Here is a 15,878-nt window from a genome sequence, read left to right as displayed (position 1 = left end):
CCGCCGCAGCCAATCCGGGCGGCACGGCGAACCTCGTCATCCCCGGATCTCGTTGAGATAGTTGTAAATCGTGTACCGCGTCACCTCGAGCTGCCCGGCCAGGTGGTCCACCGCGTCCTTGATCAGGAAATACCCGGCCTCGTCCAGCTCCCGGACCACCGCCGACTTGTGCCGCTTCTTCATCAGCTCCACCGGGATCCCGGACTTCCCGATCGCGCGTCCGACGAGGAACCGCTGCAGGCTGTCGACGTCCGGCAGGAACGTCTCGTCCCGCCGTTCCTCCGACGTCTGCGCCGCCGCGGGCAGTTCGCTGTTCACGCACAGGCACCCGATCGCCGTCCCGTCGGCGTCGCGCAGAAACAACGTGGACGAACGGATCTCGCGCCCGTCCGGGCTGTGCGTGCGGTAGTTGGTCAGGTCCTGCGTCGTGCCGCGCCGGACGAGTCCGAGCAGCAGATCCGTCATCGGCCCGCCGACCGAACGGCCGGTGAGCTTCCCCGCGATCGCGACGATCGAATCCGGCAGCCGCGACAGGTCGTGGAGCAACACCTCGTTGCCCGGCCCGAGCATCGCCGCCAGCCCGTCCACCGCCGGGATCAGCGCGGTGAGCAGCTCATGCGTCGCCGTGCCCGCAGCCGACGCGACCGGCACGACCCGGCGCGGGCGCAGCAGTGTTTCCAGCGCGTCCCGTACCAGCTCGGCAGCCGCGGCGGGGGTCGACGCGTGCGGCGACAATCGGACATGTTCCGGACGCACCGTTGCCGCGATCCCCGCCGCCGTCAACGCCGCCCCAACCTGCTCCGCCGGCTTGTCCGGCAACGAAAACGCGAGAATCCCGGCGCGCCGTTCAGTCGCCGACACGATCTCCGCGCCGAGTGAGCGCAGCACGTCCTCAAGCTCGCCGACGCGTTCGCCAATCCGTCCCGCGATCGCCGCGACGCCGGTTTCCTCGACCAGTTCGAGCGCCGCCGCGAACGCACCGGACGTGACCGGGCTGAGGTTCGAGATCGACCAGCTCGCCGCGGTCGGGTCGGCCGGGTGGATCTCGTTGTCGAACAAACCAGGGTCGCGCGCGCCGGTCCAGCCGGACAGGATCGGGTCCATCCGCGCCAGCGCCCGGTCGGACAGCACCGCGAACCCGGTGCCCCAGCCCGCCCGCAGCCACTTCTGCCCGCCGACCACGAGCACGTCGGCGACCTCCCACGGCGCGTCGACGACCCCGAAGCCCTGGATCCCGTCGACCACCAGCAGCCGATCGCCCACCACCTCGCGCAACGCGGCGAGATCAGCCCGGTAACCAGTGCGGAAATCGACCGCGCTCACCGAAACGACAGTGGTTTCCGGCGTGAGCGCTTCCGCGAGCCGATCGGGAGTGACGTAACCGCCTTCCAGCCGCCGCATCCGCACCCGTCCGGCCTGCTCGGCGCGTGCCCACGGGTACGTGTTGGCCGGGAACTCCGCGGCCGAAACGAGCACTTCGCCGTGGCTGTTGAACGCCGCCTGGAACAGGCCGAGGCTGGTGTGCGGGAGCAGGACGGTGTGGTCGGTGTCGCTGCCGCAGAGCCGCGCGGCCGCTGCCTTCGCGCGGATCTCCTGCCGCATCACTTCGTCCACAGTGGACGGACCGGCCTTGGTCGTCGCCTCCAGCAGCCGCGCGGTGGTGTCGAGCACGGCGTGCGACGGCGGCCCGAATCGCGCGAAGTCCAGGTAGCCCGCGGGCTCGTCGAACTGGAGCAGGTACCGGGGCGGAATCCGGGTCACGACAGGACCCGCGCGAGGAACTGCCGCGTCCGCTCGTGTTCCGGGGACTTCAGCACCCGCTCCGGCGGCCCGGTTTCGACCACCGCGCCGTCGGCGAGGAATACCACCTCGTCGGCGGCCTCCGCGGCGAAAGCCATTTCGTGCGTCACGACCACCATCGTCATCCCCTCCCGAGCCAACGTACCCATCACCGCGAGCACCTCCCCGACCAGCTCCGGGTCCAGCGCGGACGTCGGCTCGTCGAACAGCATGAGCTTCGGCTTCATCGCCAGCGACCGGGCGATCGCGACCCGCTGCTGCTGCCCGCCGGACAGTTGCCCTGGGTAAGCGCCCGCTCGGTCCGCGAGCCCGACCCGGTCGAGCAGGTCCAGCGCCTCTTTCCGGGCCTTCGCCGGGTCGACGCCGAGCACCCGCACCGGTCCCTCGACCACGTTCTCCAGCGCTGTGCGGTGCCCGAACAGGTTGAACCGCTGGAAAACCATGCCGATGTCCCGGCGCTGCCGGGCGACGTCCTTCTCCCGCAGCTCGTACAGCTTGCCGCCGCGCAGTTTGAACCCGATCGGCTCGCCGTCCACCCAGACCTGGCCGCCGTCGATCGTCTCGAGATGGTTGAGGCAGCGGAGAAACGTGCTCTTCCCCGCTCCCGACGGCCCCAGCAGGCACACCACCTGTCCCTTGCGGACCTCCAGGTCGATGCCCTTGAGAACCTCGGTGTGCCCGTAGTTCTTGCGGACCCCGACAGCTTTCAGCAGCGGTTCAGACACGCGCACCCCTCACCAGCGGCATCCCCTTGAACGCCTTCCCGACCCGCGCGGCGGGACTCCGGTCAGCTGCCCCGAACGACCGTTCGAGGTAATGCTGGCCGACCCCGGCGACGGTCACCACGACCATGTACCAGATCGCCGCCGCGATCAGCGTCTCCATCACCAGCAGGTTGTTGGACGAGATGTTGTTGGCCGCGTGGATCAGCTCGGTCACGCCGATCACCGACGCCATCGACGTGCCCTTGAGCATGTTGATGAAGTCATTGCCGGTCGGCGGGATGATCACGCGCATCGCCTGCGGCAGCACGACCCGGCGCAGCGTCGCGCCAGGCGTCATGCCGATGGATTTCGCGGCCTCGGTCTGCCCGGCGTCGACGCTCGTCAGCCCGGCGCGGACGATCTCCGCCATGTACGCGCTCTCGTTCAGTGCCAGCCCGAGCAGCGCCGCGGTGAACGCGCTGATCAGCACGTTCGTCGGCTCGTGCACGAGGTAGCCGCCGAAGGGCAGCGGGATCGAGACGGTCGGGAAGATCAGCGCCAGGTTGTACCAAATCAGGATCTGCAACAGCACCGGAAGCCCGCGGAACAGCCAGATGTAGGCCGCCGCGAACCACTTCGCGACCGGGTTGGCGCTGAGCCGCAGCAACGCGATCAGGATGCCGAGCACGATCGCGACCGCCTGCGCGATCACCGCCAGCACGACGGTGTTGAGCAGGCCGAGCGCCATCACGCGGTAGAACACGAAGTCGGGTACCGAACCCCAGTCGATCTGGGCCTGCGCGAGCGCGAAACCCAGCAGTACCAGGAGCGCGACGATCACTACCGCGCTGACCCAGCGACCCCAATGCCGCAGCCGGACGATCGGCAGCGGTTCAGCTTCCGCCATTGACGGCCGCCTCCTTGATCGCGCCCTGCTCGACGCCCCAGGACTGCAGGATCTTGCCGTACGTGCCGTCGGCGACGAGCGACTGCAACGCCTGCTTGACGGCGTCGCGCAGCTTCGAGTTGTTCTTCGCGAAGCCCATCCCGTACGGCCCGCCTTCGATCGGCTGGCCAGGCACGACCTCGAAGAACTTGCCGTCCCCCGCGGTGCGCGAGATGTAGACCGCGCTCGGCAGGTCGTTCAGGATCGCCGCGACGCGACCGGTGCGCAGCTGATTCTGGTTCTGGTTGTCGCTGTCAGTCGCGGTGACCGTGATGGCGGGCTTGCCCGCCTGAGTGCATTTCGCGCTCTGCGCCGTGGCGAACTTCTGGTGACTGGTGCCCTGCACGACAGCCACGTTCTTGCCGCACAACGCGTCCGGCCCGGTGATGCCGTCCGGGTTGCCCTTGCGGATCATGATCGTGATGCCGGACGAGAAGTAGTCGACGAAGTCGATCTGCTGCTGGCGTTCCTTGGTGTCGTTCATCGCGGCCATGGTCAGATCGACGCGGCCGGACTGCAGGCTCGTGATCAGCGAACCGAACGCCAGGTCCTGGTACGCGACGGTCACCCCGAGCTTCGCCCCGACCGCCTTGGCCAGATCGACCTCGTAGCCAATCGGAGTCTTGCCGTCCGCGGCGTAGAAGTTGTTCGGCGCCGACTGGATATTGGACGCCAGCCGCAACGTCTTGGCCTGCACAACAGCCGACGGCAACCCCGCGGCGAGCTGCGGGTCGGCCTTGATCGCCCCGAGCAACGCGGTGTTGTCCGGAACAGCGCTCGGCTTCTGCTGCTGCCCGCCGCCGGCCCCGTCAGGACCTCCTCCGCAGGCGGTGGCGAACACGAGCAGACCGCCCAGCAAAGCGGCTTGCCAGGCACGGGAACGAAGCGACGACATGCGGATCCTCCAGGACGTCGTTGGTTCCGCGGTACGCTACAACTGGTTGTTAAAGAGGTCAACAGGCAGTTGAATTTCTGTCTCGTCTAGCGTGCGGACATGCCCCTCGACGAGAGCTTCCGCCAGTTCTGGACCGAACGACGGCTCGCGTCGCTCACGACGGTCCGCCCCAACGGAACGCCACACGTCGTAGCGGTCGGCGTGACGGTCGACTTCGACCAAGGCATCGCCCGCGTGATCGCCTCCGGGACCTCGTACAAGGCCCGCCTCATCCGCGCCGCCGGCGACACCGGATTGGCCGCCGCGGTATGCCAGTTCGAAGGCCGAACCTGGTCCACGCTTGAAGGCCGAATCCGCCTCCTCGACGACGCCACTTCCGTCCGCGACGCCGAAGAGCGCTACGCCCAGCGGTACCGCAAGCCGCGGGAAAACCCGCAGCGAGTAGTCCTGGAACTCACCATCGGACGGGTGCTGGGCAACGCCTGAGGTTCCGAGATCCGGCCGACCGCCCCGGTCAGCCGCCCCGGTCTACTGTCCCGGCCGGTCGCCCTGGCCGGTTGCCCCGGTCGATCGCCCTGGTCAGTTGTCCCGGCCGGTCACCCTGACCGGTTGCCCTGGTCGATCGCCCTGGTCAGCCACACCATCGGCCGCACCAGCCCGTTGCTTCAGTCGGTCGGTCGTCCCGGGCGCCCGCCCTGATCGACTGCCCAGTCAAGTCCCGTAGGTCGGTCGCCTTGACCAAACGGTCCTAGGCGTCCACCCCGGTCAGTCGCCCCGGGCGACCATCCCAGTCGTCCGCCCGGGTCAGTCATCCCGGGCGACCGCCCTGGCCGCCCTCTCCGGTCAGTCGCCTCGGTCAGTCGTCCCGGCCGACCGTCCTGGGCGATCGCCCCGGACGGCTGCCCCGGTCAAACGAACTGCGCCAGCAACCCTTCCGCGCTGCGCACCACAACCTGCGCCGCCGCGCGCTCCGCCAACGCCCGGTCCGGCCGCTCCGCCTCATGCCGCCACCGCATCATCGCGTCAAGACCGGCCTCATACATCTCGCGCGGATCCGTACCCGCCGCAAGACCCAGCCGTTCCTCCGACGCCGTCCCCTCCGCGCCCAGCAACCGCACAGCCTCTTCCGCCGACTCCCCCGCCAAAGCCGTACGCCCGCCACGAATGTCCGCGATCAGCCGCAACTCGCGAAAGTCATGCGCACCAGCCGAAAACCGCTCCACCCGCGCCGCAAGCCGATCACTGTGCGGTCGGGGCTCCGCGTTCAACACAGTCTCCAACCGAATCAACGCAGTCCGCGCACGCAACGCGTCCGCACGCGCAGCGAAACAACCCGCAATAGTGTCGCGAAGCTCGCCAAGACCGCTGCGCCGCACCAGTTCCGTCGACAGCTTCACCCGGTCATCACAGCCCGTACGGATCAGCGTCAGCGCAAGCTTCACCCCGAACAGCCCGAAACGAACCACCAACGACCGTCGCGTCTCGACGGACACCGGCCCCGGAAACGCCGGATCAGTAAACGAATCCACCGAAAGCAGATACCGCTCCAACTCCTCACGAGGCACCGCCGCGAAGGCCGCGAGAAGCTCGAACTCGTCATCAGTGAACGCGCGCGCCCCGTACGCAAGCTGCGCCGCCACTGCGATCACGCCTTGGAACCCGCTGCACAGTGGATCTTCGCGCCACGCGCGCCGCGCAATCTGCTTCGCGGTAAGCAGTGCGTCAATCCGCCCCGCACCGGTCTCGTCCGCGCGCGCAAGCACAAGGATCGTGTCAACGGCCGTCTGCCGCGCGAACGCTGAAGGCGTTGTCGGACGCAACGTCGCCAATTGGTCAGGCTCAAGGTGGCGAAGCAGCCGTACGGATGCGTCAGTGAGCGTCGACGGCGGCGGCGCATCGAGAAACTCCAGATCGCGCAACGCCCGCGTCGGCCAATCGCCCAACGCCGCAGCCAACGTGGACTTCCCCGTCCCCGCTGGCCCTCCGATGCTCACCCGAAGCGGCTCGTCGAGATGGTCAAGCGCTTCCCCCAGCAAAGCCGAAGCCCTCGGACTGTCGCGGTAGTACGCACAAGCATCCGCCAGAAGAGCCCGAACGTCCTCACCCACGCGCGACACCACTCCTCACTCGACTCACCCGGCACAGCCCCGAACATCCTCGACTACCCGGCAACGCACCGCTCACCGAATCCCAAAGCCCGCCGCCATCAACCCCGCAGATGTCTCCCGAAACGCCCTCAACCGCCCAAGAAGGGCACTTTCCGAATCTTCCACCACGCGGCCACGTCTCCCGGCTCCGCTCCCGCGATTCGACCCCGCCGAAGCATGCCGTCACTAACGATCCCGCCCACCAAACCGCCTTCACCGCAGCAAAACGCCTCAACGCGCCAAAGACCAACTCACTCTCACAATGCGGAACCCCGCTCACGACCACAGCCGCCAGCGCTCAGAAACCGCGCCTCCTCCGGCCAGCACCAAACGCCGCACCCACCCGAAGTCGCAACCATCTCCATAACGACCGGTTGGCCAGCCACCCCTCATCTGTCCCCCCTGAAGAACTCAGCCCGCCCCAGAGAACCGCCGCGCGCGACGCCCGACTCCCCATCCGACGTCACGCAGACAACAACTAACCGCCGCACCCTCCGCGTACGAGACGACCGGCCAGCATCACCAGCCCACCAAAAAGCCGCCAGCACCGCCAAAAGCACACCGCACCCAGCCCGTCGTCGAAGCCACGCAGGCAACTCCACCGCCTCTGATCGGCCCAGCATCACCGATCCGTCCAGCCGCGAACGCCGCCACAACCCACGCCGCCAGGCAAGGTCACGCAGGCAACTCCTTGGGCACCCGATTAGCCAGCATCCCCAGCTCCCCAGCCCGCTTATGCAACCCCGCCAGCCGGTCGATCTCCCGCCGCAGCGCCGCGCTGCGCCGTTCCCGCTCGGCCGACCCGGCGATGATCATCTCGCGTTCCCGTGTCAGCTCGTCGGCGAGACTGTCCGCGAGCACGGTGAAGTGGTCCCGCAACCGTCGCTGCACGTGGCGGATCGCGTCGCGGCATTCCTTGCTGAACCGCAGGAACACGTCGTCGACGTGCCGTTGCGCGGTCATCTTGGCCACCGCCTGCCGGCGTTGCAGCCGCATGCCGCCCTCGTCACTGATCGTCTTCGCGGCGAACGCGACGCCAGCGCCGATCGACACCGGGTTGATCAGCGGCAGCCCCGCCAGCCCGGTCACCAGACCGAACATCAGCACGCCGCCGTACGAACCGCGCAAACCGGTGAACGCCTTCTGCCCGATCTTGAACCGCTCGATCCGCGGCTGCCGCACCTCGGCGATCCGGTCCGCGCCGGAGTCGGTCAAAGCCAATTCCGGCAGGTCGTACTGCGCACCGAAGCTCACCGCGACCGCCTGCGCGATCCACTCCGCGCGTTCGGCCGCGAACGTGTAAGTCGTTTCGACGGCTTCCGCGAGCGTGCTGTCCAGCCACGGCCCGAACTCGTCCCACACCTTCACCGGGTCCCCGCGGTCGAAGGTCTCGTCGATGGTCTCGACGATCTTCCGGGTGCGTTCACGCAGGTCGTATTCCGCGTCGGACTGCAGGTCGGCGATCTCGTCCGCCAGCAGGTTCTGCCAGCGACTGTTGCGTCGGCGCAGCTCATCGGCGCGACGTTGCGAACGCTGCAGCAACGTCGTCTGGTCGACACCTGCTTCCTGCCCGGCCGCCTCGGCGCGTGCCCGCAAAGTCTCGACCAGTTCGGCCGCCGCCGCGCGCACACTCACGGCTGCGAGCAACGCGGCCGTACTCTCGGCCGGTCGCGAAACCTGCGTCGCGATCCAGGAAAGCAACTCCGGGAAGCCGGACCGCGCGTTGAGGTCTTGGTCACCGCCCTTGGCCGCGGCGAACCGAACCGTCGCCGATACCGGCAGCACCGGCGAGTCGATCCCGGCCGCGGAGAGCGCGGTCCGGTTCTGTTCGGCGACCGTGCGCCATCCTGCGCTGACATCGATCTTGGTCAGCGCGATGACCACGTGCGGACACCAAGTCCGGATGTGATGCGCCAGCGCCAGCTCGGCCTGGTCCAGCGGAGCGGCTGCGTCGGAAACAAGAATGACCGCGTCGGCGTCCGCGAGAACGTCGAGAGCGGCAGCTGTGCGCGGGGACCTCGGGTCGCCGATCGCGGGAGTGTCGATGAGCACCAGGCCCGCGGACAGCAGATCGCGCGGGACGCCGACCTCGACTCGTCGCAGCGACCCGGCGGGCCGGGCACCGACCTCGCCGGTCAGCTTCTCGATCTCGACCGCGATGCGTTCGTCGGCGCGTCCGACGAGCGTCGCGCCGGGTTCGGCCGCGTACCCGACTTCGATCGGCACCGCGGGAGTCGCCGCGTCGCCGACCGGGCAGACCGGCGCGTTGAGCACCGCGTTGACCAGGTAGCCCTTGCCTTGCTTGGGAAAGCCGAGCACAGCGACCCGCGTGCCCCCCGGCGGCCGGTCCTGACGCCGGCGAAGGCGTTGCGCCAGGTCTTCGCGGCCGTGCGTCCGGCAGGCATCCGAGGTCTCGGCGAGCACTTCGAGCCAAGCTGGAGCCGTCACGGCGAACCAGTGTCCCCCGTGTACGGGGAGTATCCGAACCGGGTGGTGGCTCCGCGGTCGCACCCAGACCGCGGAGCCACCCCCGAATTACCCTTGCTCAGAGGGAAATGTGCAGCTCACCGCCGCCGTGCGAGGTCTCCGCACCGGCGTGCAGGTCAAGGCCGAGGCCCTGGTGCCCGAGGTCGGAGACCGTCGAGACGGTGTCGTGCACCATGCCGACGCCGGCGTCGGTCCCGGTGTGCGTCTCGGTCGCGGCGTCGGAACGCTCGGACTCGCCGTGCGAGATGAGCGAGTGCGCCTGCTGGGTCACGCCGTTCACCGCGTGGTTCAGCCCGTTGGCGCTGAGCGTGTTGCTCAGGCTGCCGACGTTCTCGGTGACGGTCCCGACCGCGTCGCTGACGTGCCCGGCAATCCCGCCGCCGGCCTCGGTCGCGTGGTCGGCGACCTGCGACGCGGAGTTCGCGACCGGCAGGTCGCTGACGTTCACCGGGGAAGCCGCCGCGAGCTCGCCGCCGACGTGCTGCACCTGCGAGATGGCGCCGTCGGCCGCGGTGGCCGCCTGCCCGCTCGCCTGCGCGACCGCGCTGGAGTCCAGGCCGCTGGCCAGGTCGTTGCCCAGGGCGAGTGCACTGGTCGGGTTCTGCACCAGCGCGGTGACGGATGCGGCAGCGTTCTGCACGTCGCCGAGACCCGGTGCCGAGGGCAGCCCCGGAACGGCCGGGACACCCGGCACAGCCGGAACCGACGGCAGCTCGCCGGCCGTCGGCAGCGCCGGAACCGCGCTGGCGACGTCACCGACACCAGGCAGCGCACCGACGCCCGGAAGAGCACCGGCACCCGGCAGTTCACCGAGGCCGGGCAGCTGACCGACACCCGGCAGCTCGCCGAGACCCGGCACCGCCGGAAGCTCGCCAAGGCCCGGCAGCTCACCGGCGGCGGGCAGCGCCGAAGCACCAGCCACGTCGCTCACGACGGGCAGTTCGCCGAGACCCGGAAGGTCTCCGGCGGGCACCGCGCCCGCCAGGTCACCGAGACCCGGAACGTCGCCGACAGCAGGCAGAGCACCCGCGCCCGGCAGTTCACCGAGACCGGGCAGTTCGCCCACGCCCGGCACCGCCGGCAGCTCGCCAAGGCCCGGCAGCCCAGGCGTAGCCGCGGACGCTTCCGCGCCGCCGGCCGAGACCCCGAGCGAAGCGGTCAGTGCCTGCAGCTGCTCGATCGCGCCCTGCGGGCCGTCGCCGAGCGCAGTGGTCAGGTCGCCCGCCTGGGGCAGCTGGCCGAGCGAGGCCAGGTGGTCCACCGGCACGTAGTCGAGCACCAGCGGCGCGACCTCGTTCACGTCGGCGGCGCTGATGTCGCCCAGCCCAGCAGCGGCCAGCGCGGCCTGCGGGTCCTGGCCGAAAGCGGCGAGCGCGGACGGGTCTTGGAGCAAGGTGAGCGTGAAGTCGTGCAGAGTCTGCACCGAATCCATGGGGGGATCTCCACTTGTAGTGATTACGGGGAATGCCCGGCCCTCCCCGGCCGGGCGTGGCGCCCAAAGTAGGGACGGGGCACCCCCGCTCACATCGGGGTTTACACCCAGTCGCGCCTCGCTCAGCCGTTAGGGGGTCGATATGAGATCGTTAGGGAGTTAGGGGATCGGACACGCGGAACCCGGTTGGGTTAAATCCCACCCCACTCTTGCCCGTCTGACCCGAACGGGTGAGGATGCGTATCCGTTCAGTGAGTTACGCCCCTTGGCCGAACCCTGACTGCGACGAAGGGAGGAAGCGGCGGTGCCCTACGTGCTCGGCATCGACCTCGGCGCTGCCCGGACCCACGCCGCGCTCCGTCGCAGGCAAGGTGACCGGTGGGACGATCCCGAGCCGTTGTGGCTGGGCGAGACGTCCCCGGCGACCGCGACCGCACTCTTCCTCGACGACGAGGGATACCTGCTCACCGGCGACGCGGCAACTCAAGCCGGTGCCGCCGTGCCCTCCCGCCTGATCACCGGTTTCCATCGCCGCATCGGCGACGACGTGCCGGTCTTCATCGGCAGCGAACCGTTCACCCCGGAGTCCCTGACCACCGTCTTCATCGAAGGCATCGCCGACGTCGCAGCCAGCCAGACCGGCGAACCGCCGCGCCAACTGGTCGTCACCCACCCCGGTGACTGGGGCGGTTACCGACGCGAACTCCTGCGCCAGTCGCTGGCGGAGTCAGGTTTCTCCGCGGTCACACTCGTTCCCAGCGCGGTCGCCGCGCTCTACGCCCACCTCCCGGAACCCGGTGCGGGCGACCGAACAGCCGCGGTGTGCGAGTTCGGCCCGGACGGCGTCACCGTCACCTTGGCGACCGCTTCGGGAGCCAGCGGCTGGATCGCCCGGAACAGCACGGAAGGCGTCGCGCCGGGTTCCGCGGTCAAGACGGCGTTCGGCCTCGCGCAGGCGGCCAACGTCGCCCCGGAGTCACTGGCTGGCATCGTGTTCTGCGGCGAACCCGGCCCGGGCACTCGCCCTGGACGTCTGCCCTGCCCGTTCTTTACCGGCCCCCAACCCGCCGATACGGCGGCCATCGGGGCCGGGATCCTCGCCAGCCAACGGACGAGGCCTCTCGCGCGAAGGGAAGCCCCCGCCCCCGAAACCACGTTGCTGCCGCGAGTCGACCGCGAACCCGAACTTCCGGAAAGACCCGAGCGGCCGCCGGTGGAGATCACTCCATTCACGCTGCCGGAGCCCGAGGGCGCTGCCAAACTGTTGCGTCGATGGCGACCGCTCGCCGCCGCGGCGGCAGTACTGGCGATCAGCTCCTCGATCCTGATCGCGGTCCTCACGTCACACGAAGCGACCGCCGACAAGGAACCCGTTTCTCCCCGTCCCCCTGTCCTGAGTTCGTGCGCCCACCCAGCCACAGCTCCCTCCGGTGAAGGTCACTGTTGAACGCACTGCTGGCGAAAACCGGCAACGACGCCGTCCACCCCGCAGCCCGCCGCCTCCTTGAACAACTCGCCGACACCCCCGCGGCCCCAGTCCGGCTCGTGGTCGTCGCGCCGGGCGGCTACGGCAAGACTGCCTTGTTGGGCGCTCTCGATCGCAGCTACCGCGAAGCAGGTGTCGAGGCCACGGTCGTCGACGACGCAGACCAGCTCGACGACGAAGACCTGACCAGGCTCACCATGCTCGCGGCCGCCAAAGAGGGACCGCTCGTGGTGGCACACCGTCCGAACCCTCGCGCACAAGCGTTGCGGTCCCTCGGCGAAACGCTGCTGCTGCCACCGCTTACGGTCGACGAAGTCGGCAAGCTCGCGAAACAACTCACTGGCCGCACTGCGGACGCCCCCGCCCTGCACGCGAGCACCGGCGGTGTCCCCCGTCTCGTCGAACGTGTCGTAACCGCCCGCCTTGCCGACTTCCGCGCCGAACTGGCAGCACTAGACGACGACGTCCTCCGCTACCTCATCGCCGCCGAAGCCGGTGCAGCCCGCAACCTCGACCTGCTGTGTTCATTGCTGGAGCGCACACCAGACGAACTGCCCGAAGTCGTCGACGGTGCCCGCGCGACGGGCCTCCTCGATGCTGAAGACATTCTCCTGCCCGCCGCCGCCGAAGCAGTGCGCGCTTACGGACCACCCGCTCGACGCCTAGCTGTGTTGCAGCAACTCGTGGAAGCACAACTGACTCGGGGCCTGCCTGTACTCGACCTCGCGACGTCTCTGCTCGACGCCGGCAGCTCCGGCGCCTCCGCGGCAACCGCATTCGCAACCGCCGCGAGCGAAGCACTCCCCACCGACCCCAAGCACGCCGCACGACTCTTCGAAGCCGCAGCCGAAGCCGGTGCCCGCGACGCCGCGACCACGACGGGTTGGGCCCGCGCCGCCGCACTGTCCGGAGACCTGGACACCGCCCTCCGCCTAGGCGACGGCATGCTGTCCGGCGAAGATCCGGAAGCACGAGCCGCCGGGGCCGAGATCGCCGCGACAGTCCTGGCCCACCGCGGCGAACTGGCCCGAACTGCAGAGCTATACCGCTGGGCCGCAGCCACGGACAACTGGTCCCGTCAGCATGCGGCCACTCCGTCATCCAACTCCGGCGGCCATGACTCCAGCAACGAAAGTCCCACTGCCGCGGCAACGAACCACCAAGCGGCAACCCAACGGACGCTAGCCAGCTCGACAGACTCTCAAGCCTCCGCACTCCCCCACCGCGCGGACGCTGCCGGAACCCCGACCGATCTCGCTCCCGCCGCACCCAACGGCAATCCCGCGTTCTCCGGACAGCCCCAACCGAATGGTGAAAGCTATCGCTGGGTGGGCCCTGGCGCGGTGGACGCGTTCGCCACGATTGCCCTCGTCGGAACCGGCCAGACCACCGACGGTCAAACTGTCGCCAACGTCCCGATGCCTGGAGCCGCGCCGACATTGTTCACCGGTGCCGCTGCGCGAACAGCAAACGGGATCGTGGAATCGGTGTTCGGTTGCGGAACTGAGGCGCTCCCGACACTCGTAGGCGCCGCAGCAATGCTCGAACCAGCTGTCGGCGGCGCACCGCTTCCAGACAGTCCCGCGGCACTCGCTGCACTCGCGGGCCTGCACGCAGGCGAACTGGCGCTCGCAGAGTCGGTGCTGGAACGAGCATTAGCCAGCAGCGTCGGCGGTGATCTGCTCTCGACGCGGCACCGGCTGCTTCTCGGCTGGGTCGCGATGACCGGCGGCCATCTCGCCGCCGCGACGGAACACCGCGACGCCGTCGCTGGCACCAAACTTGAGGCCCGTGACGAACTGTTCTTCGCGACACTGGAACTCGGCCTCGCCCGGCGAGCGAGCGACCTGGTCGGGCTGCAACAGTCGTGGGAACGGGCGTATCAGGCGTCCATGCGTCAGCAAGTGGACCTGTTTACGCTGCTGCCGTTGGGAGAACTGGCAATCGCAGCCGCTCGGACCGGTGCGCACGCCAAGCTGTCCCGCCGACTAGAACGCGCGCACGCAATGCTTGACCGCCTGGGCAACCCTCCTTTATGGACGGTCTCGCTGTGCTGGCATGAACTGCACGCCGCGATCACCACAGAAGACCGTGCCACTGCCGAACAGCAACTGGCAGCGCTGAACCACTTCGCCGACTGCGGCCGCTATCCGGCAGCGCTCGCCCGCGCCGCTGGATGCTGGCTTGCGGTACTCAGCGGCACGTTCGATCCAGGAGAAATCTCCGCAGCAGCCGCAGAACTTCATGAACTGGACCTGTGCTGGGACGCGGCCCGGCTGGCGGGCCAAGCCGCGATTCGCACCTCCGATCGCAAGGCGATGGTCCAACTCCTCGAAGCAGCTCGGCAGTTCCAAGGCACAACTGGACGTCTTGAGTCCGCCGCCCCGGCACCGGGCGCGGCGACCGGCTTGAGCGCACTCAGCGAACGCGAGCTTGAGGTCGCCCGCCTGGTCGTCGACGGCCTGACCTACAAACAAGCCGGCAGCAAACTCTTCATTTCCGGCAAGACCGTCGAACACCACATGGCCCGCATCCGCGGCAAACTCGGTGCCGCCGACCGCCGCGAACTGCTCGCGACTCTGCGCGAGCTCCTCGCCAAACCGACCGTGCACTGATTCGTTGACGGCCTCAGTCCCGGCTGGGGCCGAAACGCTCAGTCCGAATCGACTGCGGCGAATGTCCCAGCGCGAGCATGATGTCCGCTGCGGTCTCCACGAACCCGGTCGGCCCGCAAATGTACGTGGTGGCACCGAAGTCAACCGGCCACGCAGCGGTGTTCAATGTGGCGACGTCGATGCGCCGCGGGATGCCGGATCGCCCTTCCGGGAGCTCCCGCGTGTAGACGTAAGTGATGTCCAAGCCTGCGTAGGGTCGGCGGAGCTCCTCGGCGTAGTACAGCTCTGCCGGGGTACGCAGCGAATAGACCAGCCGGAACAATGCCTTGCTGCCAGCTTCGCGACGAGCCCGAATCATCGACATCAGCGGGACGATGCCTGCGCCACCCGCCACGAGCAGCACTGGAGCCGAGGCGGCGGGACGCCACACGAACCAGCCGCCGATCGGGCCGCGGATTTCGACCGGGTCACCGACCGCGTAGGGGCCGGTGAGGTGTTCGGACACTTCGCCGTCGGCTACCCGTTGCACGGTCAGTTCGATCCGGTCTCCGTTCGCCGGTGCAGCAAGCGAGTAGCTGCGTTGTGCCGTGTAGCCATCAGCTGCGGTGAGGCGAACGTCGACATGCTGTCCCGCGAGATGGCCTGGCCACCCTGGGATATCGAAGTCCAAGGTGCGCGCGGTCGGTGTCTCCTGCCGGATCTCGGCGAGCCGGGCGACGCGCCACGCTAGTCGCCCTGATACCGCTGTTCCCGCCATGGATCTCCGTAGTCGTGGTAGCCGGCTGCTTCCCAGAAGCCCGGATCGTCCTTCGTAGCGAGCCGCAGCTCGCGCACCCACTTCGCAGACTTCCAGAGGTAGAGGTGCGGCACCAATAGCCGAGCAGGGCCGCCGTGTTCCGGAGTGAGCGGCTTGCCGCCGTACTCGTAGGCGATCCAGGCTTGTCCGCCCAGGAGATCCGCGAGCGGAAGGTTTGTGGTGTAGCCGCCGTAGGAATGCGCCATCACGTAATCAGCGGCCGTATCGAGATCCCCGACGAGCGCGTCCACTGGGACGCCGCGCCAATGAGTGTCCAGTTTGGACCATTGGGTGACGCAGTGGATGTCGACGGTGATCTTCTCGCTCGGCAGCGCCATCAGTTCCGGCCACGACCATGAGCGGCGTTCGCCGCTCTCGGTCACTACCGCGAACTCCCACCTCTCTGTGCTCACTCGAGGAGTCGGCCCGGCTGAGAGAACCGGGAAGTCTTCGGCGAGATACTGCCCTGGCGGCAGCCGCGGATTGGCACCGCGGGCGCGTCCGGTGAAGCCTGGTGTGACGACTCCCATCGCGCTCCCTCCGGACATACCCGACGGCTCGGTTCCCCAG

At 68.7% G+C, this 15,878-nt stretch carries 12 protein-coding genes; 3 read left to right on the top strand and 9 right to left on the bottom strand.

Annotated elements, in window-relative coordinates; genetic code table 11:
- Window positions 1–36: 36 nt before the first annotated feature.
- The 4 genes from WA670_RS16110 to WA670_RS16095 are packed head-to-tail and all read right to left on the bottom strand — an operon-like array spanning window position 37 to window position 4,345.
- A complete protein-coding gene (locus WA670_RS16110) occupies window positions 37–1,761 on the bottom strand; it encodes an aminotransferase class V-fold PLP-dependent enzyme (protein ID WP_275292115.1) in 1,725 nt (574 codons plus the stop codon).
- On the bottom strand, window positions 1,758–2,525 hold the full coding sequence (locus WA670_RS16105; protein ID WP_134663238.1) for an amino acid ABC transporter ATP-binding protein: 768 nt from the start codon (window positions 2,523–2,525) through the stop codon (window positions 1,758–1,760). The genes WA670_RS16110 and WA670_RS16105 overlap by 4 nt, the downstream gene beginning before the upstream one ends.
- Entirely contained in the window at window positions 2,518–3,411 is an 894-nt protein-coding gene (locus WA670_RS16100) for an amino acid ABC transporter permease (RefSeq protein ID WP_336158152.1), read from the bottom strand. Before WA670_RS16100 ends, WA670_RS16105 begins: the two co-directional genes overlap by 8 nt.
- Window positions 3,398–4,345: an ABC transporter substrate-binding protein gene (locus WA670_RS16095; protein WP_336158151.1), complete on the bottom strand. Its 948-nt coding sequence runs from the start codon at window positions 4,343–4,345 to the stop codon at window positions 3,398–3,400. Before WA670_RS16095 ends, WA670_RS16100 begins: the two co-directional genes overlap by 14 nt.
- Before the next feature lie 99 nt (window positions 4,346–4,444).
- On the opposite strand from WA670_RS16095, the gene WA670_RS16090 reads away from it, so the two are divergent.
- Window positions 4,445–4,831, top strand: coding sequence for a pyridoxamine 5'-phosphate oxidase family protein (locus tag WA670_RS16090; RefSeq protein WP_336158150.1), 387 nt, complete (start codon window positions 4,445–4,447; stop codon window positions 4,829–4,831).
- 422 nt (window positions 4,832–5,253) lie between these two features.
- On the opposite strand, the gene WA670_RS16085 is transcribed toward WA670_RS16090, so the two are convergent.
- The 3 genes from WA670_RS16085 to WA670_RS16075 all read right to left on the bottom strand — a co-directional run bounded on the left by WA670_RS16085 (window position 5,254) and on the right by WA670_RS16075 (window position 10,411).
- Window positions 5,254–6,453, bottom strand: a complete 1,200-nt coding sequence (locus WA670_RS16085; RefSeq protein ID WP_336158149.1) for a GTPase — start codon at window positions 6,451–6,453, stop codon at window positions 5,254–5,256.
- A 714-nt stretch (window positions 6,454–7,167) separates the two neighbouring features.
- Window positions 7,168–8,940 (bottom strand): dynamin family protein, encoded by a 1,773-nt coding sequence (locus tag WA670_RS16080; protein ID WP_336158148.1) that lies wholly within the window; start codon window positions 8,938–8,940, stop codon window positions 7,168–7,170.
- 97 nt (window positions 8,941–9,037) lie between these two features.
- Entirely contained in the window at window positions 9,038–10,411 is a 1,374-nt protein-coding gene (locus tag WA670_RS16075) for an IniB N-terminal domain-containing protein (protein ID WP_336158147.1), read from the bottom strand.
- 304 nt (window positions 10,412–10,715) lie between these two features.
- Here WA670_RS16075 and WA670_RS16070 point away from each other — a divergent pair, with 304 nt between their 5' ends.
- Window positions 10,716–11,858, top strand: a complete 1,143-nt coding sequence (locus WA670_RS16070; protein ID WP_336158146.1) for a molecular chaperone DnaK — start codon at window positions 10,716–10,718, stop codon at window positions 11,856–11,858.
- On the top strand, window positions 11,855–14,512 hold the full coding sequence (locus tag WA670_RS16065) for a helix-turn-helix transcriptional regulator (protein ID WP_336158145.1): 2,658 nt from the start codon (window positions 11,855–11,857) through the stop codon (window positions 14,510–14,512). Before WA670_RS16070 ends, WA670_RS16065 begins: the two co-directional genes overlap by 4 nt.
- 13 nt (window positions 14,513–14,525) lie before the next feature.
- On the opposite strand, the gene WA670_RS16060 is transcribed toward WA670_RS16065, so the two are convergent.
- Complete coding sequence (locus WA670_RS16060; RefSeq protein ID WP_037811995.1) at window positions 14,526–15,269, bottom strand: ferredoxin reductase; 744 nt, start codon at window positions 15,267–15,269, stop codon at window positions 14,526–14,528.
- On the bottom strand, window positions 15,239–15,838 hold the full coding sequence (locus tag WA670_RS16055) for a sulfite oxidase-like oxidoreductase (RefSeq protein WP_043839302.1): 600 nt from the start codon (window positions 15,836–15,838) through the stop codon (window positions 15,239–15,241). Before WA670_RS16055 ends, WA670_RS16060 begins: the two co-directional genes overlap by 31 nt.
- Window positions 15,839–15,878: the final 40 nt, after the last annotated feature.

It is taken from the genome of Amycolatopsis sp. VC5-11, assembly GCF_037034185.1.
Taxonomy (GTDB): domain Bacteria; phylum Actinomycetota; class Actinomycetes; order Mycobacteriales; family Pseudonocardiaceae; genus Amycolatopsis; species Amycolatopsis nivea.
This window is presented reverse-complemented; position numbering and strand designations above follow the sequence as displayed.